13 protein-coding genes are annotated in these 18,295 nt (G+C 63.9%); 8 read left to right on the top strand and 5 right to left on the bottom strand.

What is annotated here, in order from left to right; translation table 11 throughout:
* Window positions 1-48: 48 nt before the first annotated feature.
* Complete coding sequence (gene rep, locus QIY50_09940) at window positions 49-2,058, bottom strand: DNA helicase Rep (protein WGV22450.1); 2,010 nt, start codon at window positions 2,056-2,058, stop codon at window positions 49-51.
* Window positions 2,059-2,312: 254 nt separating this feature from the next.
* On the opposite strand from rep, the gene QIY50_09935 reads away from it, so the two are divergent.
* Complete coding sequence (locus tag QIY50_09935) at window positions 2,313-3,977, top strand: bifunctional diguanylate cyclase/phosphodiesterase (protein WGV22449.1); 1,665 nt, start codon at window positions 2,313-2,315, stop codon at window positions 3,975-3,977.
* A gap of 133 nt (window positions 3,978-4,110) precedes the next feature.
* On the opposite strand, the gene QIY50_09930 is transcribed toward QIY50_09935, so the two are convergent.
* A complete protein-coding gene (locus QIY50_09930; protein WGV22448.1) occupies window positions 4,111-5,499 on the bottom strand; it encodes a NorM family multidrug efflux MATE transporter in 1,389 nt (462 codons plus the stop codon).
* A 155-nt stretch (window positions 5,500-5,654) separates the two neighbouring features.
* On the opposite strand from QIY50_09930, the gene QIY50_09925 reads away from it, so the two are divergent.
* Window positions 5,655-6,581 (top strand): LysR substrate-binding domain-containing protein, encoded by a 927-nt coding sequence (locus tag QIY50_09925; GenBank protein ID WGV22447.1) that lies wholly within the window; start codon window positions 5,655-5,657, stop codon window positions 6,579-6,581.
* A gap of 11 nt (window positions 6,582-6,592) precedes the next feature.
* On the opposite strand, the gene QIY50_09920 is transcribed toward QIY50_09925, so the two are convergent.
* Window positions 6,593-7,987 (bottom strand): VOC family protein, encoded by a 1,395-nt coding sequence (locus tag QIY50_09920; protein ID WGV22446.1) that lies wholly within the window; start codon window positions 7,985-7,987, stop codon window positions 6,593-6,595.
* Between the two features lie 221 nt (window positions 7,988-8,208).
* Window positions 8,209-9,099 carry a LysR family transcriptional regulator gene (locus QIY50_09915; protein WGV22445.1) on the bottom strand — a complete coding sequence of 297 codons (891 nt, stop codon included), beginning with the start codon at window positions 9,097-9,099 and terminating at the stop codon, window positions 8,209-8,211.
* 136 nt (window positions 9,100-9,235) lie between these two features.
* Between QIY50_09915 and QIY50_09910 the strand changes: the two genes are divergently transcribed.
* Window positions 9,236-10,726, top strand: coding sequence for an aldehyde dehydrogenase family protein (locus tag QIY50_09910; GenBank protein WGV22444.1), 1,491 nt, complete (start codon window positions 9,236-9,238; stop codon window positions 10,724-10,726).
* Between the two features lie 150 nt (window positions 10,727-10,876).
* On the top strand, window positions 10,877-12,163 hold the full coding sequence (locus tag QIY50_09905; GenBank protein ID WGV22443.1) for an FAD-binding oxidoreductase: 1,287 nt from the start codon (window positions 10,877-10,879) through the stop codon (window positions 12,161-12,163).
* Window positions 12,164-12,256: 93 nt separating this feature from the next.
* Here QIY50_09905 and QIY50_09900 read toward each other — a convergent pair whose 3' ends face one another.
* Window positions 12,257-13,684 (bottom strand): mechanosensitive ion channel family protein, encoded by a 1,428-nt coding sequence (locus QIY50_09900; GenBank protein WGV22442.1) that lies wholly within the window; start codon window positions 13,682-13,684, stop codon window positions 12,257-12,259.
* Between the two features lie 317 nt (window positions 13,685-14,001).
* On the opposite strand from QIY50_09900, the gene ycaC reads away from it, so the two are divergent.
* The 4 genes from ycaC to QIY50_09880 all read left to right on the top strand — a co-directional run bounded on the left by ycaC (window position 14,002) and on the right by QIY50_09880 (window position 18,133).
* The gene (ycaC, locus tag QIY50_09895; protein WGV22441.1) at window positions 14,002-14,631 is read left to right on the top strand and encodes an isochorismate family cysteine hydrolase YcaC; all 630 of its coding nucleotides are present in this window, start codon (window positions 14,002-14,004) and stop codon (window positions 14,629-14,631) included.
* A 115-nt stretch (window positions 14,632-14,746) separates the two neighbouring features.
* Window positions 14,747-15,055 (top strand): hypothetical protein, encoded by a 309-nt coding sequence (locus QIY50_09890; protein WGV22440.1) that lies wholly within the window; start codon window positions 14,747-14,749, stop codon window positions 15,053-15,055.
* Between the two features lie 39 nt (window positions 15,056-15,094).
* Window positions 15,095-15,913 carry an alpha/beta hydrolase gene (locus QIY50_09885; GenBank protein ID WGV22439.1) on the top strand — a complete coding sequence of 273 codons (819 nt, stop codon included), beginning with the start codon at window positions 15,095-15,097 and terminating at the stop codon, window positions 15,911-15,913.
* Window positions 15,914-16,291: 378 nt separating this feature from the next.
* The gene (locus tag QIY50_09880; protein WGV23033.1) at window positions 16,292-18,133 is read left to right on the top strand and encodes an amidohydrolase; all 1,842 of its coding nucleotides are present in this window, start codon (window positions 16,292-16,294) and stop codon (window positions 18,131-18,133) included.
* The last annotated feature ends 162 nt before the right edge of the window (window positions 18,134-18,295 follow it).

Genomic DNA, 18,295 nt, shown 5'->3' with positions numbered 1-18,295 from the left:
TAACAAAGGTGGCCGCACATAGCGGCAAAGTTAAAGAGTAATGGTTGATCAGCGTTTGAGCATTGCCCGGATATCGGCCAGGGCGTTGTTGCCCCGTGCGGCCTTTACCTCGACCGGTGCATCGTCCAGGCCTTCCCAGGCCAGGTCGTCCGGCGGCAGTTCGTCGAGGAAACGGCTGGGCGTGCAGTCGATGATTTCGCCGTACTGCTTGCGCTTGGCGGCGAAGGTGAAGGCCAGGGTCTGGCGTGCGCGGGTAATTCCCACGTAGGCCAGGCGGCGTTCCTCTTCGATGGTGTCGGCCTCGATGCTGGAGCGGTGCGGGAGGATTTCCTCTTCCATGCCCATGATGAACACGTAGGGGAACTCCAGGCCCTTGGAGGCATGCAGGGTCATCATCTGCACACCTTCGGCGTTCTCTTCCTCTTCCTGCTGGCGCTCAAGCATGTCGCGCAGCACCAGCTTGCCGATGGCGTCTTCGATGGTCATGTCACCCTCTTCATCCTTTTCGAGGGTGTTCTTCAGCGCTTCGACCAGGAACCAGACGTTGCTGATGCGGAACTCGGCCGCCTTGTCGCTGGCGGTCTGCTGGCGGATCCAGTTCTCGTAGTCGATATCGCGGATCATCTCGTGCAGCGCGGCAATCGGGTCTTCCAGGGCGACCTTGTGGCGCACCCCGTCCAGCCAATGCTTGAAGCGCTGCAAACGCTCGGTGTAGCGGGCATCCAGATGCTCGCCCAGGCCCAGCTCCTCGCTGGCGGCGTACATCGAAATGCCGCGCTCGGTGGCGTAGTTGCCAAGCTTTTCCAGGGTGGTGGAGCCGATTTCGCGGCGCGGTACGTTGATCACCCGCAGGTAGGCGTTGTCATCGTCCGGGTTCACCAGCAGGCGCAGGTAGGCCATCAGGTCCTTGACCTCCTGGCGGCCGAAGAAGCTGTTGCCGCCCGACAGGCGATACGGCACCTGGTGGTGCTGTAGCTTCAGTTCGATCAGTTTGGCCTGGTAGTTGCCGCGGTAGAGGATGGCAAAGTCGCTGTACGGGCGGTTGGTGCGCAGGTGCAGGGTGAGGATTTCCATGGCCACGCGTTCGGCCTCGGCTTCCTCGTTCTTGCAGCGGATCACGCGGATCTCGTCGCCCACGCCCATCTCGCTCCACAGCTGCTTCTCGAACGCGTGCGGGTTGTTGGCGATCAGCACGTTGGCGCAGCGCAGAATGCGACTGGTCGAGCGGTAGTTCTGCTCCAGCATCACCACTTTCAGGGAGGGGTAGTCCTCCTTGAGCAGCATCAGGTTTTCCGGCCGGGCGCCACGCCAGGCATAGATCGACTGGTCGTCGTCGCCCACCACGGTGAACTGGTTGCGCATGCCGATCAGCATCTTCACCAGCAGATACTGGCTGGCGTTGGTGTCCTGGTACTCGTCCACCAGCAGGTAGCGCACGCGGTTCTGCCAGCGCTCCAGCACGTCGGGGTGCTCCTGGAACAGCTTGACCGGCAGCAGGATCAGGTCGTCGAAGTCCACCGCATTGAACGCCTTGAGCGTGCGCTGGTAGTGGGTGTAGACGATGGCGGCGGTCTGCTCACGCGGGTTGCGCGCTTTCTCCAGGGCCTCGGCGGGCAGGATCAGGTCGTTCTTCCAGGCACCGATCATGTTCTTGATCTCGTCGATGCCGTCGTCGCCGGAGTATTCCTTCTGCATGATGTCCGACAGCAACGCCTTGATGTCGGACTCGTCGAAGATCGAGAAACCCGGCTTGTAGCCCAGGCGCTCGTGCTCCTTGCGAATGATGTTCAGGCCCAGGTTGTGGAAGGTGCACACCGTAAGGCCACGGCCTTCCCCCGGACGCAGCAGGGTCGCTACCCGTTCCTTCATCTCGCGGGCGGCCTTGTTGGTGAAGGTCATCGCCACGATGTACTGGGCGCGGATGCCGCAGTTCTGGATGAGGTGGGCAATCTTGCGCGTGATCACGCTGGTCTTGCCCGAACCTGCACCGGCGAGCACCAAAAGAGGGCCGCCGACATAGTCACGGGCTTCCTGCTGCCGGGGATTGAGTCGGGACATGCTAGAAACCGGGGGTCGCCAGAAAATAGCCGCGCATTCTAACAGGCATGGGGCAGTTGTGGCGCGACCGTCTGACGTCTGAGTCAAATATGTAAACGGGATTTGCCGGCAAGCGCAGTTTCGCGCAGGATGCACGACAAAATACGTCGGGATGCTACGCGCGCAAATACATGTATTAAAGTGAAAAGCATTTTCATTTAATGCAGTAGCATACCTGGCAGTCCCGTTGCACCGTAAAGCCCTAAGGAGCCCGCTTGTCCACGCCTGTCGAACCGTTGCGTTTGCTGCTGTTGGCCGATGAGCCGGAATGGGCCGCCCTGTTGCACGCCTGCATGCCTGACCTGGGTGGCACTGCGGTGCTGCTGACTGCACCGAACTGGGAGTCGGTCGACAGCCTGTTCAGCCAGGATCGCCAGGCCGTCGTGCTGGCGACGCCAGCGCTGCAACCGGCGCCCGGACGCTGCGAGCTGCCGACTATCCTGCTGCTTGACCACGAGCCCCAGGTAGCGCCCAGTGCCGTTAGCGACTGGTTGGTGCGTGACCGCCTTGATACCGATACTTTGCGCCGTTCGCTGCGTCACGTGCGCGAGCGCGGCGTGCTGGTGGCCACCCTGCAGCGCCTGGCCGAGCAGGACCCGTTGACCGGTATCGCCAACCGCCAGGGCTTCCAGGCTCTGCTGACCGCGCGTCTGGCCGAGAACGAAGGCCGCGGCGTTGCCCTCGGCCATCTGGACCTGGACAACTTCCGCCACGTCAACGATGCCCTCGGTCACCAGAGCGGCGATCGGCTGATCCTGCAGGTGGTGGCACGCCTGAAACAGCAACTGGAGGCGGGCGACCAGCTGGCGCGCCTGGGTAGCGACGAGTTCGCCCTGCTGATCGACACCCGTCGCGACGCCAACCGTGCCGAATGGATTGCCGAGCGGATTGTCGAGGCGTTGGCCGAACCCTACTGGATCGACGGCGAAAGCCTGCTGCTGGGTTGCAGCCTGGGGCTGGCCCATGCCCGTGCCCAGGGTGGCGCCGACCCACTGATGTGGCACGCGCACATCGCCATGCGCCAGGCCAAGGGCAGCCAGGGTTGCACCTTCCATGTGTTCAACGAACGCATCAACCGCAACGCCCGCAGCCTGGCCGACCTGGAAAGCGAACTGCGCCGCGCCCTGCGTCGTGACGAGCTGGAGCTGCACTACCAACCGCGGTTGAACCTGGCGGACGGGCGTATCGTTGGCCTCGAAGCGCTGGTGCGCTGGCGGCATGCAGAGCGCGGCCTGTTGCCGCCCAGCGAGTTTGTGCCGCTGGCCGAGCAGAGCGGCCTGATCGTGCCGCTGGGCTACTGGGTGATTTCCCGTGCCCTGCGTGACATGCAGGCGCTGTGCGAGCGCGGGCTGGAGCCGCTGCACATGGCGGTCAACCTGAGCTTCCGCCAGTTTCAGGACAGCCAGCTGCTGGCAACCCTGAGCCGCCTGATTCTCGAGCATGGCGTGGATGCCCGCTGGCTGGAGTTCGAACTGACCGAAACGGCGGTGATGCGCCGTAACGAGCTGGTACGCCAGACCATGGACGCCCTGGGGCGCCTGGGGGTGCGCTTTTCGCTCGATGATTTCGGTACCGGCTTCTCTTCCTTCGTTCATCTCAACAGCCTGCCGATCACCTTGCTCAAGGTGGACCGCAGCTTTGTCGCGGAGATGGAAATGCGCGAGGAGAACCGCAAGCTGGTGCACGCCATGATCAATCTGGCGCACAACCTCAACCTCGAAGTGGTGGCCGAGGGAGTGGAGAGTGAGGAGCAGATGGCGTTGTTGCGCGGGTTTGGTTGTGACCAGGTGCAGGGGTTCCTGGTCAGCAAGCCGCTGCCGGTGGGGGAGTTGATGGAGTTCTTGCTGGATTACAGCAGGCCGAAGCTGGTTAGCCTGTGACATTGCAGGGGAGGGCTTTGCCCTCCATCGCGACACAAGGCCGCTCCTACAGGGGACCGCATGACCTGAGCCTGTCGCGGTCCCTGTAGGAGCGGCCTTGTGTCGCGAACGGGCTGCAAAGCAGCCCCAACAATCACACAGACACTGGTGAACCGTCTGCCAGACCGGCCTTGCCCAACAACCGCTTCATCCGCCACTCGAAGCCAAAGGTCAGCGCCACCGCCGCACACGCCAGCCCCAACGCCAGCCCCCACCATACCCCAACCGCACCACCGCCCAAGGTAAAGGTGAACAGCCAGGCACTCGGCGCCCCCACCAGCCAGTAGCACACCAGCCCGATCAGGAAGGTGGTCTTGGCATCCTTCAGCCCGCGGATCGAGCCCATGGCAATCGTCTGCATGCCATCGAACAGCTCGAACCACGCCGCCACCATCAGCAACTGCACCGCCAGCTGGAAGATCGCCGCAAACGCCGGGTCGTCACGGTCGATGAACAACCCCACCAGCGCATCGGGCAGCAGCCAGAACAGCGCGGCGAAGGCAAACATGATCATCGCCCCGAAGCCGATGCCCACCCGCCCGGCGCTGCGCGCCGCCAGCAGGTTGCCGGCGCCGTAGTACAACCCCACGCGCATGGTCACCGCATACGACAACCCGGTCGGCACCATGAACGCCGTAGAGACGATCTGCAGGGCGATCTGGTGCGCCGCCAGTTCGGTACTGCCCAGTACGCCCATGCACAGCGCGGCGAAGGCGAACAGGCCGACTTCCACCATATAGGTACCGCCAATCGGCAGGCCCAGCCGCCACAGCTCGCGCAGTGCCGGCAGCGACGGGCGTGACAGGCCCTTGCGCAGCGGGTAGGCGGCATACGCCGGGTGCCAGCGGATATACAGCGCCAAGGCGATGGCCATGCCCATCGACACCACTGCAGTGACCAGGCCGATGCCCATCAGGCCCAGCTTGGGCAGGCCGAACATGCCTTCGATCAACGCCACGTTGAACAGGTAGTTGAGCACCGTGCCGACCAGGCTGATGACCATCACCGGGGTCGAGCGGCCCAGCGCGCTGGTGAAGCCGCGCAAGGCCATGAAGGTCAGGTAGCCGGGCAGGGCCAGTGGCAGCAGGGTGAGGAATTCGGCGGCCGAGGCAACGTTCTCGGGCTTTTGCCCGAACAGCAGCAGCACCGGCTCCAGGTTCCACAGCACCAGCGCAGCGAACAGGGCCAGGCCCCAGGCCAGCCACAAGCCGCCCTGCGCCAGGCGGGTGGCGCCCTCGATGTCGTTGGCGCCCTTGCGGATCGCCACCAAGGTGCCGACCGCCGCGATCACGCCCAGGCAGAAGATCGACACGAACGAGTAGCTCGCCGCGCCCAGCCCGCCACCGGCCAGGGCTTGCGGGCTGATGCGGGCCATCATCAGGGTATCGGTCAGCACCATCAGCATGTGCGCCAGCTGCGAGGCGATCAGCGGCCCGGCCAGGCGCAGCAAAGCCTTGAGTTCTGTGGTGGGCGCGACATGCATGGGGCAGTCCTTTTCCTGGGGTGATCGACGAAGGGCGATTCTGAGGCTTTGGTCAACTTTGCACAAAAGGATAAAAGCGATCATTGGCATGAGTCTGACTCATGCATATATGCTTCTCGGTGATTCGCTCCACAGCCCCTTATGGCAGGTGCCCCATGTCCCGTCAGCTCCCCCCGCTGTATGCCTTGCGCGCATTCGAAGCCGCCGCACGGCTAAGCTCCTTCACCCGTGCCGGTGAAGAGCTGTCGATTACCCAGAGCGCGGTCAGCCGGCATATCCGCACACTGGAGGAGCACTTTGCCTGCCGCCTGTTCGTGCGCAGTGGCCGCAGCCTGCAACTGACCGAAGCGGCGCGGGTGCTGCTGCCTGGTGTACGCGAAGGCTTTGCTGCGCTGGAGCGGGCGTGCGATACCTTGCGCGGTGAGGATGACATCCTGCGGATGAAGGCCCCCTCGACCCTGACCATGCGCTGGTTGCTGGCGCGCCTGAGCCGCTTTCGCCATTTGCAGCCTGGCAATGAAGTGCAGCTGACCAGTGCCTGGATGGATGTTGACCATGTGGACTTCAACCAGGAACCTTTCGATTGCGCGGTGTTGCTCAGCGACGGGGTGTTTCCGCCAGACTGGGAAGTGCGCAAGTTGTTCCCGGAGTTGCTGATCCCAGTGGGTGCGCCTGACCTGCTCGACGAGCAACCCTGGGACGAGCGCCGGCTGGCCTGCATCGAATTGCTGCACCCCACGGTGGACAAGCGCGACTGGCGGGAATGGCTGGAGCGCATGGGCCTGAGTGACAAGGTTTCGCTCAAGGGCGGGCAGGTGTTCGACACCCTGGAGCTGGGCATGATTGCCGCGGCGCGTGGCTATGGCATTTCCATGGGCGATTTGCTGATGGTGGCCGAGGATGTGGCGCAGGGGCGCTTGAGCTTGCCTTGGCCGACGGCGGTGCCTAGCGGGATGGATTATTACCTGGTGTGGCCGCGCACTCGTCCGGGGGGCGAGCGGTTACGGCGGCTGAGCGATTTTCTGGAAGAAGAGGTGGCGGCGATGGATTTGCCGGATGTGGAAATCCTGCCGCCCCTCTGATCGCCTGTGCCTTACATCGAGCCCAGGTTCAACGCCTGTGCACAGGCTTGCAGCGACCGGCGCTCGCTCTGCGCATACAGCGCCAGCTCATCCTGCACCTGCAGCCCCAGCGCCGCTTCGAACGCGTCGCGGTTGGCGTTGATGCCATACTCGGCCTGCGCATCGTCACCCAGGTTGGACTGGAAGATCCCCGCTGCGCTCACTGGCAGGAAGTCCTCGTACACCAGCGCCTCGAAGTGCACATGGCCAGCCTCGATCAGCCCTTCCAGTGTGGTCGGGCGGTCATCCTGGTCGCGCGCGGCCAGGCCTTTTTCGGTGGCGAAGTAGCGGAAGTAGGCCAGCCCTTGCTCACGCATCTGCGCCAGGTCATCCGGGAACTCGGCAAAGGTGTCTTGCAACAACGCCATGTAGCGTTCGGCATTGGCCTCGGCCGGGGCGCCACCCAGGGCGGCGCGGGTGGCGTCGAGCAGCTTGTCGTACAGCTGGCGACCTTTCGGCGTCAGCGCCGCGCCGCGTTGCTCGATTTCGCCGAAGCGCGCGGTGTGGCTGCCTTCGCTGCCCTGCTGGCCGCTGAACGCGACCTTTTCCTGCAGGGCCTTGAAGCTGGTCTGGCGCAGCAGGATCGGGTGACGGCGGGTGGGCGGGCCTTCGACCACAGCCTTCGGCGGGATGCCCTTGGCCGGCATGCCGAGCTGGATCGCATCGATGTCCAAGGTGCGTGGGGTCAGGTGGTTGATGTGTGGGCCCTTGAAGGCCACCACATCGGCGATCAGGCGGTGCTGGTCGTGCAACTGTTGGTACTGCTCGGCAGTGACGGTGGCGTCGTGGTGCCAGCGGAAGGTGTGCAGCGCTTCCTGCACGAACGCCTCGGCATCGGTGGCATTCAGGCCACCATCGCGCTCGCATTGGTCGATCAGTTCAAGGGCGCGGGCGGTGAAAATCTGGCGCTTGGCCAGAATGCTCTCTGCCAGCTCGCGCAGTTGCGGGTTGTCGATCAGCTCCAGGCGCAGCAGCGAAGTGAATACGCGGAACGGGCTAACGTGCAGCGACTGCTCATGCACCGCACGGAAGGCGGTGGAATGCACCGGCACGCCGGCGGAGCTGAGGTCGTAGTAGCCGACCGGCTGCATGCCCATGACCGCGAACAGCCGGGCGATGGTGGCCAGCTCTGCCGCGGTGCCGACGCGGATGGCACCATGGCGTTCCTGGTCCAGGCGCTCGATCTCGCCGGTCCAGCGCAGGGCCTCGGCAACCTCGGGTTGCTGGTCCATGACTTGCTGGTTGATTTCGCTCACCAGCTCCAGCAACGTGCCGTACAGGGGCACTTCCTGTTTGTACATGAGCGACATGGCGGCAGAGAACTGCGCGCGGATGCTGTCGGGGCTGACGAAATCTTGGGCGGGCATCGCTAGCTTCCTGGTTGGGTTCGGACGCTTACATGAAAGCTGGGAATGCACTCGCCTCACAAGCGAAAAAAAGTGAGTGTGTCATTCCTTTTTTGATCGACCTCAAGGGCCCTATCGCCGGCAAGCCAGCTCCCACAGGTTGGACACAGGATTCAGCAATTGTGGAGCTCCCTGTGGGAGCTGGCTTGCCGGCGATGGGCCGCAAAGCGGCCCCGGCAATCTCAAGCCTGAAGCTGCTCCCGAATCCATTCCACCAACGCCCTTACCTTGGGCACCTCCGCCGCATGCTCGGCATACGCCAGGTAATGCGCCCCGGCACTGCGCATCGCATGGTTCCACGGCACCACCAAACTCCCCTCCGCCAATTCCTTCGCCGCCAGGTAACGCGGCACCAGCGCCACCCCGCACCCGGCCTGTGCCGCGCTCAAGGCCATATAGAACGTATCGAAGCGCGGCCCGTGGTAGGCGCTGACGCTCTGCAAACCCAATTCCAGGAACCACTCGTGCCAGGCCTCCGGGCGCGAGGTGCTCTGTAACAGCACCAGCCCGGCCAACGCCTCGGCACCCTCCAGCTCCCGCCCGGCCAGCAATTCCGGCGCACACACCGGCACCACCTCTTCACCGAACAGTTCCACGCAGGTGGCCCCCGGCCACGTGCCCTGGCCATAGAAGAACACCACGTCTGCCGAGCCCTGCAGCAGGGCGAACGGCTCCATCTCGTTGCGGATGTCCAGGTGGATATTGCTGTAGCGCTTGCCAAAGCCCTTGAGGTGCGGGATCAACCAGCGCACGCCAAAACTCGGTTGAGTGGCTACCTTAAGTATCTCGGTCTGCTCGCCGTAGGTAAGCACGTAGCGGCTGGACATATCCACCTGCGTGAGGATCTTGTTGACCTCGGCCAGGTACAGGCTGCCCGCCGGTGTCAGCTGCAGGCGGCGGCGGATACGCAGGAACAGGTGGTGGCGCAACATGTCTTCAAGCTGCGCCACCTGCTTGCTGACGGCACTCTGGGTCAGGTGCAGCTCTTCGGCGGCACGGGTAAAGCTCAAATGGCGGGCTGCAGCTTCAAAGCACTGCAGGGCGGTCATGGAGGGCACCAGGCGTTTGGACATAGCGGTCTCTGCGGCTCAAATCATTACCTGACGGAATGATATGCGGAATAAAGGTCGTTTGTTGTACCTATGTGATCGGATTAATACTGATCCACATCATTTTTCCACCCCATCACCCGATGTAGGAGAAGCACAAATGGTTGCTGGATTGCTCGAGCGCCTTGGCGTTGCCGCCGAGGCTTACACCCAGGGCGACTACCCTGTTCACACGCCGATCGACGGCAGCCAGATCGCCTCGGTGAAACTGCTCGGCAAGGCCGAGACCATCGCCCGCATCGATCAGGCCCAAAGCGCCTTCGAAGCCTGGCGCAGCGTACCGGCCCCACGTCGTGGCGAGCTGGTGCGTCTGTTCGGTGAAGTGCTGCGTGAGCACAAGGCCGACCTCGGCGAGCTGGTATCGATCGAAGCCGGCAAGATTACCCAGGAAGGCCTGGGCGAAGTGCAGGAAATGATCGACATCTGTGACTTCGCCGTTGGTCTGTCGCGCCAGCTGTACGGCCTGACCATCGCTTCCGAACGCCCTGGCCACCACATGCGTGAAACCTGGCACCCGCTTGGCGTGGTCGGTGTGATCAGCGCCTTCAACTTCCCGGTTGCCGTCTGGGCCTGGAACACCGCCCTGGCCCTGGTCGCCGGTAACTCGGTAGTGTGGAAACCGTCCGAGAAGACCCCGCTGACTGCCCTGGCCTGCCAGGCGCTGTTCGAAAAAGCCCTGAAAGCCTTCGGCGATGCCCCGGCTGGCCTGGCACAACTGGTGATCGGCGGCCGTGAAGCCGGCGAAGCCATGGTCGACGACCCGCGCGTACCGCTGGTCAGCGCCACCGGCAGCACCCGCATGGGGCGCGAAGTCGGCCCGCGTGTGGCTGCCCGCTTCGGCCGCAGCATCCTCGAGCTGGGCGGCAACAACGCCATGATCCTGGCCCCGAGCGCCGATCTCGACCTGGCCGTGCGTGGCATCCTGTTCTCCGCCGTCGGCACCGCCGGCCAGCGTTGCACCACCCTGCGCCGCCTGATCGTGCACCGTTCGATCAAGGACGAAGTGGTGGCCCGCGTCAAAGCTGCCTACGGCAAGGTGCGCATCGGCGACCCACGCAAGGACAACCTGGTGGGCCCGCTGATCGACAAGCAGTCGTTCGACGCCATGCAGGGCGCGCTGGCCAAGGCCCGCGACGAAGGTGGCCAAGTGTTTGGTGGCGAGCGTCAGCTGGCCGACCAGTATCCGAATGCCTACTACGTGTCGCCTGCCATTGCCGAAATGCCGGCCCAGAGCGACGTGGTGCGCCACGAAACCTTCGCTCCGATTCTGTACGTGCTGGCTTACGACGACTTCGAAGAGGCCCTGCGCCTGAACAACGAAGTGCCACAAGGCCTGTCGTCGTGCATTTTCACTACCGACATCCGTGAAGCCGAGCGCTTCCAGAGCGCCTCGGGCAGCGACTGCGGCATCGCCAACGTCAACATCGGTACCAGCGGCGCCGAGATCGGCGGTGCGTTCGGCGGCGAGAAGGAAACTGGCGGTGGTCGTGAGTCTGGTTCGGATGCCTGGAAAGGCTACATGCGTCGCCAGACCAACACCGTGAACTACTCGCGCGAGCTGCCGCTGGCGCAGGGTATCGTGTTCGACTGATAGCCGCAGGCGGGGGCTTCGCCCCCGTTTCGCCGGCAAGCCAGCTCCCACAGGGATCGTGCAGGTGGCCACGATCATTGTGGGAGCTGGCTTGCCGGCGATGGGCTGCAAAGCAGCCCCAACAAGAGAACAAATTGCTGGAGCCGGGCCATGTCCGAACTGCGTCAAGAATGCTTGTGGGAATTCGTCAGCAAACCGAGCGTCGCCGCCCAGGCCCTGGCCGGTGAGCACAAGGCCGATGTCTGCGTGATCGGAGGCGGCATTACCGGCCTGTCGGCGGCCATCCACCTGCTCGAACAGGGCAAGTCGGTGATCCTGCTGGAGGCCTGGAAGATCGGTCACGGTGGCTCCGGGCGCAACGTCGGCCTGGTCAACGCCGGCACCTGGATCCGCCCCGACGATGTCGAGGCCACCCTCGGCCTGCAGCAGGGCAGCCGCCTGAACAAGGTGCTTGGCGAAGCCCCGGCCGAAGTGTTCGCCATGATCGAACGCCTTGGCATCGACTGCCAGGCCCAGCACAAAGGCACGCTGCACATGGCGCATAACGCCACCGGTATCGCCGACCTCGAAGCCCGCCACGAACAATGGCGCCGCCGTGGTGCCGATGTGGAGCTGCTGACCGGTGCCCAGTGCCAGGAATACTGCGGCACCGACAAGATCTCCGCCGCGTTGCTCGACCGCCGCGCCGGAACCATCAACCCCATGGGCTACACCCAGGGCCTGGCCGCAGCGGTGGCGCGCTTGGGTGGCAAGCTGTACCAGCAGTCATCGGTCGAAGGCCTGGAGCGTGACGGCGATGCCTGGCGGGTGAAGACCGCACGTGGTTCGGTGCGTGCCGACAAGGTGGTGATTTCCACCGGCGCCTACACCGAGGGCGACTGGAGCAACCTGCAGAAGCAGTTTTTCCGTGGCTACTACTACCAGGTAGCGTCCAAGCCTTTGCAGGGCGCCGCAGCCGACAAGGTGCTGCCACATGGCCAAGGCTCCTGGGACACCCGCACCGTGCTCAGCAGCATCCGTCGCGACGACCAGGGCCGCCTGCTGCTCGGCAGCCTGGGCCGGGTCGACAACAAGCCGACATGGTTCGTGCGCAGCTGGGCCGACCGGATCCAGAGCCACTATTACCCGGAGCTGGGAAAGGTCGAGTGGGAAATGCACTGGACCGGCTGCATCGACTTCACCCCAGACCACCTGATGCGCCTGTTCGAACCGGCGCCGGGGCTGGTGGCAGTGACTGGCTACAACGGGCGGGGCAATACCACCGGGACCGTGATTGGCCGGGCGTTCGCCGAGTTCTTGCTGAAGGGGGAGGAGGGCAGCCTGCCGATCCCGTTCTCGCCGATGAAGGGCGTGAGTGCGCCCTCGCTGCGGACGGCGTTCTACGAGTCCGGGTTCTCGCTGTACCACGCGGGGCAATGCCTGAGAGTTGTGTTGTAAGCACTGGCCCCTTCGCGGGCATGCCCGCTCCCACAGTGAGTGCTGTGGTGGACATGTGGGAGCGGGCGCGCCCGCGAAGAGGCCAGCACAGGCTTACTTGTGCAGCCAGCTGAGGAAGCCGCCTTTCTTGATCGAAACCGGCTTCTGCAGCAACAACGACTCCCGGCTCTGCCGCCGAAACCGCTGCAACTTGCTCAACGCCGTCTGCACATCGCCGCGTTGCACCAGGCAGCTCTTCACCTGTTCCTTGTCGATCCGATACAACACGCAACCGGTCAGCGTGCGGAACTCGGCCAGCGATTCCTCTTCGTCGATGATCCCCTCGATACCCAGCACCTCACCCGGCCCCATGCGCCCGGCCTCGACCAGCCTGTCGCCATCGCGAATCGACGCCGACACCACCCCGCTGCCAATCACCAGCAAATGATCGGAATGCTCGCCCACGCCCAGGATTACCTGGTCCGCCAGGTATTCCACCGCCGTCATGCGCTGGCTCAGCGCATCGCGCTCTTCACTGCTTAGCGAGCGGAACACCCGCACCTCGTCCAGCACCTCGCGCTGGCGGCTGCGGGGTGGCATGGCCAGGTCGGCGTTCCACATTACCCCGCTGGCCTCCAGGTGCCGGTGGGCCAGGTCGAACAGCTGGTTGCGCGCGTCGCCCTTGGCGCCTGCGTCGGCCACGAAGCCACTGGCTTCGTACTCCACTGATTCCAGCGTCGAGGCTTTCACCGTCACCTTTGGTTTTGGGGTTGCAAGAATGGCACTGACGCCTTGCAAGGCCTTTTCCAGCGCATCGAACACCCGCTTGGGCCGCACCTTGGCCGGCACCACCACGGTAATCGATACCCCGTGCACATCGGCCGGGCGGCTGTGGTTGAGCAGCCGCGCCTTGGCCGCCACCGAGTTGGGGATCACTGCCAGGCTGCCGTTGCTGGTGAGCAGGCGGGTGGCACGCCAGTCGATTTCCAGCACTTTGCCTTCGGTGCTGTCGATGGAGATCGAGTCGCCAATCTGATACGGCCGCGTGGTGTTGAGGATGATGCCACTGAACACGTCGGCCAGTGTGCTTTGCAGCGCCAGGCCGATGACGATGGCCATCACCCCCGATGTGGCCAACAGGCCCTTCACCGGCAGCTGCAATACATAGCCTGCGGCAGCGACCACGGCAGCCAGAAAGATCAGCGCCCCCAGCACATCCTGCAGCAAACGCCCGCCATGGCTGCCGCGGGCCACCAGCAACAGGCCGAACACCACCGTCACCGTGCGTGCGCCGAACAGCCACCAGCCGATCGCCAGTACCGTGGCGAGCAGGTTGCGCGAGACGTCATCGGGCCAGGGTGGCGGTTGCAGCGGGCTCATGCCAGCTGCCATCAGCACCGCGCTGAACAGCAGGAACAGCACCAGCCGCGCGGCGATGCGCCAGGCCCGGTGCTGCAGAGGAATGAGCTGCCAGAGCACGAGGTCGAGCAGGATCAGGGCGATGCCGAGCAACAGCGGGTATGACTGGATGAACGCCAGCATGGTGGTCTCGGGTGAGGGAGGGTTGTGGGTAGTAATAGAGCAGGTTGGCCGGGCAGGCAATGACAGCCTGCGCCGGCCTCTTCGCGGGCTTGCCCGCTCCCACAGGGATCGCACATCCATCAAGTTATGCACAACTACTGTGGGAGCGGGCAAGCCCGCGAATAGGCCGGCGAGACCAACATCAATTTATCGTTCCTTAAACAGAACGCTAGGGCCAAAAACCGCTATCTACCGCTGAAAAGGTGTTGGTTTTAATCTTCTCCCATCAACGCGAAACACCCAACTTACTGAAAATCAAAACCCTTAGGAGCTACCCCATGACCAACTTCAAATACAACCGCCTGAACAAAGACGACGCCGCCGTACTGCTGGTCGACCACCAGGCTGGCCTGCTGTCGCTGGTCCGTGACATCGAGCCGGACGCTTTCAAGAACAACGTATTGGCCTTGGCCGACCTGGCCAAGTTCTTCAACTTGCCGACCATCCTCACCACCAGCTTCGAACAAGGCCCGAACGGCCCGCTGGTGCCAGAGCTGAAAGCCCTGTTCCCGGACGCCCCGTACATCGCCCGTCCAGGCCAGATCAACGCCTGGGACAACGAGGACTTCGTCAAGGCGGTGAAGGCCACTGGCAAGAAGCAACTGATCATTGCCGGCGTGGTGACCGAAGTGTGCGTAGCCTTCCCGGCGCTGTCGGCCCTGGAAGAAGAGTTCGAAGTGTTCGTGGTCACCGATGCCTCCGGCACCTTCAACGCCATGACCCGCGACGCCGCCCATGACCGCATGAGCCAGGCCGGCGCACAACTGATGACCTGGTTCGGCGTGGCCTGCGAGCTGCACCGCGACTGGCGCAACGACATCGAAGGCCTGGCTGCGCTGTGCTCCAACCACATCCCGGACTACCGCAACCTGATCACCAGCTACAACGCCTTCAACGCCAGCAAGTAAACCGATCGCCCCGGGCACCGCCAGTCGGTGCCCGGCAAGGCAGCACACCTGTCCAATCCAGCGCCCGTCCGCCGTTGCACAGTGGATGCGGGCAAGCTCATCCCAAGGAACGCTGATGAACACCGCACTCCAAGACAACCGCGAAGTAGTAACCGTATGCCTGCAACACCAGGTTCTTGATAGCACCCCGGGCACCACGGCAGCGCAACCGCCGCGCTGGAAGCAGGCGCTGCTGACCTACCTGGTGATCTGCCCGATGACCATGGTCATTCCGCAACTGCTGGCGCCGCTGTTCGCACGCTTTCCGCAGCTGGGCGGTGTGATTGCCGGCAACCTGATCGTCAATGTGTTCGTCATCCTGCCCGTGGTGTTCTACATCATGCCTTGGGTAACCCGCCGCTGCGCCAACTGGCTGCGTGGCTGAGCCAGGCCTTTACCTCGACATTTTCAAGGAGATACCGACATGAGCACCTTCGTTACCCGCGATGGCACTTCGATCTACTTCAAGGACTGGGGCAGCGGCAAGCCGGTGCTGTTCAGCCACGGCTGGCCACTGGATGCCGACATGTGGGATTCGCAGATGGAATTCCTGGCCAGCCGCGGCTACCGCGCCATCGCCTTCGACCGCCGTGGTTTCGGCCGTTCGAGCCAGCCGTGGAGCGGCTACGACTACGACACCTTTGCCGACGACATCGCCCAGCTGATCGAGCACCTCGACCTGCGCGACGTGACCTTGGTGGGCTTCTCGATGGGGGGCGGTGACGTCAGCCGCTACATCGCCCGCCACGGCAGCGAGCGGGTGGCCGGGCTGGTACTGCTGGGCGCGGTAACGCCGGTGTTCGGCAAGCGTGACGACAACCCTGAAGGCGTCGACCTGTCGGTATTCGAGGGCATCCGCGCCGGCCTGCGTGCCGACCGGGCGCAGTTCATCGCCGATTTTGCTGCGCCGTTCTATGGCATCAACCATGGGCAGCAGGTGTCCCAGGGCGTGCAGACCCAGACCCTGAACATTGCGCTGATGGCATCGATCAAGGGCACCCTGGATTGCGTGACTGCGTTCTCCGAAACCGACTTCCGTCCGGATATGGCCAAGGTCGATGTGCCGACCCTGGTGATCCACGGCGACGATGACCAGATCGTGCCGTTCGAGACCACCGGTAAGCAGGCGGCGGAACTGATTCGCGGAGCTGAGCTGAAGGTGTATGCAGGGGCGCCGCACGGGTTTGCGGTGACTCATGCACAGCAGCTGAATGAGGACTTGCTGGCGTTCCTCCAGAAGTAACGGTGCTGGGGCATTCGCGGGCTCGCCCGCTCCCACAGGTAGTGCACAGCATTCGAACGCTGTGATTTCACTGTGGGAGCGGGCGAGCCCGCGAAGAGGCCAGCCCAGGCAGCACAAAACCTGATCAGGGCTAACCTTCTACGACCCACCGCACATTCATCCAAGCCCTGACCCGCCACCAACCGGCATGCTCTGCAGTTGCGCCTGCCGCCGCCGCACCCAGAGACGGAGAACCCCATGTCCCAGGACCGCAACGACAAGACCCGTCGCCAGTTCCTCGCCACCAGTACCGTGCTCGGTGCCGCCGGCGCGCTCTGGTCCGCATTGCCCTTTACCGGTTCCGCCGGTTCCGCTCACGCATCCACCCAAGGAGGTTCCATGACCGCCGATCTCATTCTGTTCAACGGCAAACTGCACACCGTTGATCGTGAAAAGCCCACCGCGACCGCCGTTGCCATCAAGGATGGCCGCTTCATCGCCGTGGGCAACGACGCCGAGGCCATGGCCCACAAGGGCGCCACCACGCAGATCATCGACCTCAAGCAGCGCACGGTCATCCCGGGCCTGAACGACTCGCACCTGCACCTGATCCGTGGTGGCCTGAACTACAACCTGGAATTGCGCTGGGAAGGCGTGCCGTCGGTGGCCGATGCCCTGCGCATGCTCAAGGACCAGGCTGCACGTACGCCCACCCCGCAGTGGGTACGCGTGGTCGGTGGCTGGAACGAGTTCCAGTTCGCCGAAAAGCGCATGCCCACCCTGGAAGAAATCAACCAGGCCGCGCCGGATACCCCGGTGTTTCTGCTGCACCTGTATGACCGCGCGCTGCTCAACCGCGCCGCACTCAAGGCCGTCGGTTACACCAAGGACACGCCCAACCCACCGGGTGGCGAGATCCAGCGCGACAAGTTCGGCAACCCGACCGGCATGCTTATCGCCCGCCCCAACGCGATGATCCTCTACGCCACCTTGGCCAAGGGGCCGAAGCTGCCGCTGGAATACCAGGTCAACTCCACCCGCCAGTTCATGCGCGAGCTCAACCGCCTGGGCCTGACCAGCGCCATCGATGCCGGTGGTGGCTACCAGAACTTCCCGGACGACTATCAGGTGATCCAGGAGCTGGCCGACAACAACCAGCTGACCGTGCGCATTGCCTACAACCTGTTCACCCAGAAACCCAAGGAAGAGCTGGACGACTTCCGCAAGTGGACCTCCAGCGTCAAGCTGCACAGCGGCACCGACTTCCTGCGCCACAATGGTGCCGGCGAAATGCTGGTGTTCTCCGCCGCCGACTTCGAAGACTTCCTCGAACCGCGCCCGGACCTGCCGCAGACCATGGAACAAGAGCTTGAGCCGGTGGTGCGTCATCTGGTCGAGCAGCGCTGGCCGTTCCGCCTGCACGCCACCTACAACGAATCGATCACGCGCATGCTCGACGTGTTCGAAAAGGTCAACCGCGACATCCCGTTCAATGGCCTGCCGTGGTTCTTCGACCACGCCGAAACCATCACCCCGCAGAACATCGAGCGCGTGCGTGCGCTGGGCGGCGGCATCGCCATCCAGGACCGCATGGCCTTCCAGGGTGAGTACTTCGTCGACCGCTACGGCGCCAAAGCCGCCGAACAGACCCCGCCGATCAAGCGCATGCTCGACATGGGCGTGCCGGTGGGCGCCGGTACCGACGCCACCCGCGTATCCAGCTACAACCCGTGGACCTCGCTGTACTGGCTGGTCAGCGGCAAGACCGTCGGTGGTATGGAGCTGTACCCGGAAGGCCTCAGCCGTGACACCGCGCTGCAGCTGTTTACCCAGGGCAGCGCCTGGTTCTCCAGCGAGCAGGGCAAGAAAGGCCAGATCAAGGTGGGCCAGCTGGCCGACCTGGCGGCGCTGTCGCTGGACTTCTTCAGTGTTGATGAAGAGGCGATCAAGGGCATCGAGTCGGTGTTGACCGTGGTCGATGGCAAGGTGGTGTATGGCGCGGCGGAATTCGACAAGCTCGGCCCGCCTCAGGTGCCAGTCTTGCCGGAGTGGTCGCCGGTGACCAAGGTGCCAGGCCACTGGCGGGTGGGCACGCCATCGCTGGCAGCCGCCGTGCACCAGTGCAGCGGGCCATGCGGGGTGCATGCGCATAGCCATGAAAAGGCGCGGCATTCGAGCGTGCCGGTGAATGACTACCAGGGCTTCTGGGGGGCGTTGGGTTGTTCGTGCTTTGCTTTCTAAGCTGAGCTGGTGTGAAAAGGGGGGGCCAGTTATTGGCCCCCCTTTTTTGTTCCTTCAGTGCTGGCCTCTTCGCGGGCTCGCCCGCTCCCACAGGTTCACCCCAGTCCTCAGGCTCTGTGCGATCCCTGTGGGAGCGGGCGAGCCCGCGAAGAGGCCGGGAAA

This window comes from Pseudomonas putida, assembly GCA_029953615.1.
Taxonomy (GTDB): Bacteria; Pseudomonadota; Gammaproteobacteria; order Pseudomonadales; family Pseudomonadaceae; genus Aquipseudomonas.
The sequence above is the reverse complement of the archived record's forward strand: the minus strand, read 5'-3'. Positions and strand labels throughout refer to the sequence as shown.

What these genes read in the sequence shown, in the direction of transcription:
- rep (WGV22450.1), bottom strand. Translation starts at nt 2,058, where the DNA reads ATGTCCCGACTCAATCCCCGGCAGCAGGAAGCCCGTGACTATGTCGGC.
- QIY50_09930 (WGV22448.1), bottom strand. Translation starts at nt 5,499, where the DNA reads ATGCATGTCGCGCCCACCACAGAACTCAAGGCTTTGCTGCGCCTGGCC.
- QIY50_09925 (WGV22447.1), top strand. Translation starts at nt 5,655, where the DNA reads ATGTCCCGTCAGCTCCCCCCGCTGTATGCCTTGCGCGCATTCGAAGCC.
- QIY50_09920 (WGV22446.1), bottom strand. Translation starts at nt 7,987, where the DNA reads ATGCCCGCCCAAGATTTCGTCAGCCCCGACAGCATCCGCGCGCAGTTC.
- QIY50_09915 (WGV22445.1), bottom strand. Translation starts at nt 9,099, where the DNA reads ATGTCCAAACGCCTGGTGCCCTCCATGACCGCCCTGCAGTGCTTTGAA.
- QIY50_09910 (WGV22444.1), top strand. Translation starts at nt 9,236, where the DNA reads ATGGTTGCTGGATTGCTCGAGCGCCTTGGCGTTGCCGCCGAGGCTTAC.
- QIY50_09905 (WGV22443.1), top strand. Translation starts at nt 10,877, where the DNA reads ATGTCCGAACTGCGTCAAGAATGCTTGTGGGAATTCGTCAGCAAACCG.
- QIY50_09900 (WGV22442.1), bottom strand. Translation starts at nt 13,684, where the DNA reads ATGCTGGCGTTCATCCAGTCATACCCGCTGTTGCTCGGCATCGCCCTG.
- ycaC (WGV22441.1), top strand. Translation starts at nt 14,002, where the DNA reads ATGACCAACTTCAAATACAACCGCCTGAACAAAGACGACGCCGCCGTA.
- QIY50_09890 (WGV22440.1), top strand. Translation starts at nt 14,747, where the DNA reads ATGAACACCGCACTCCAAGACAACCGCGAAGTAGTAACCGTATGCCTG.
- QIY50_09885 (WGV22439.1), top strand. Translation starts at nt 15,095, where the DNA reads ATGAGCACCTTCGTTACCCGCGATGGCACTTCGATCTACTTCAAGGAC.
- QIY50_09880 (WGV23033.1), top strand. Translation starts at nt 16,292, where the DNA reads ATGACCGCCGATCTCATTCTGTTCAACGGCAAACTGCACACCGTTGAT.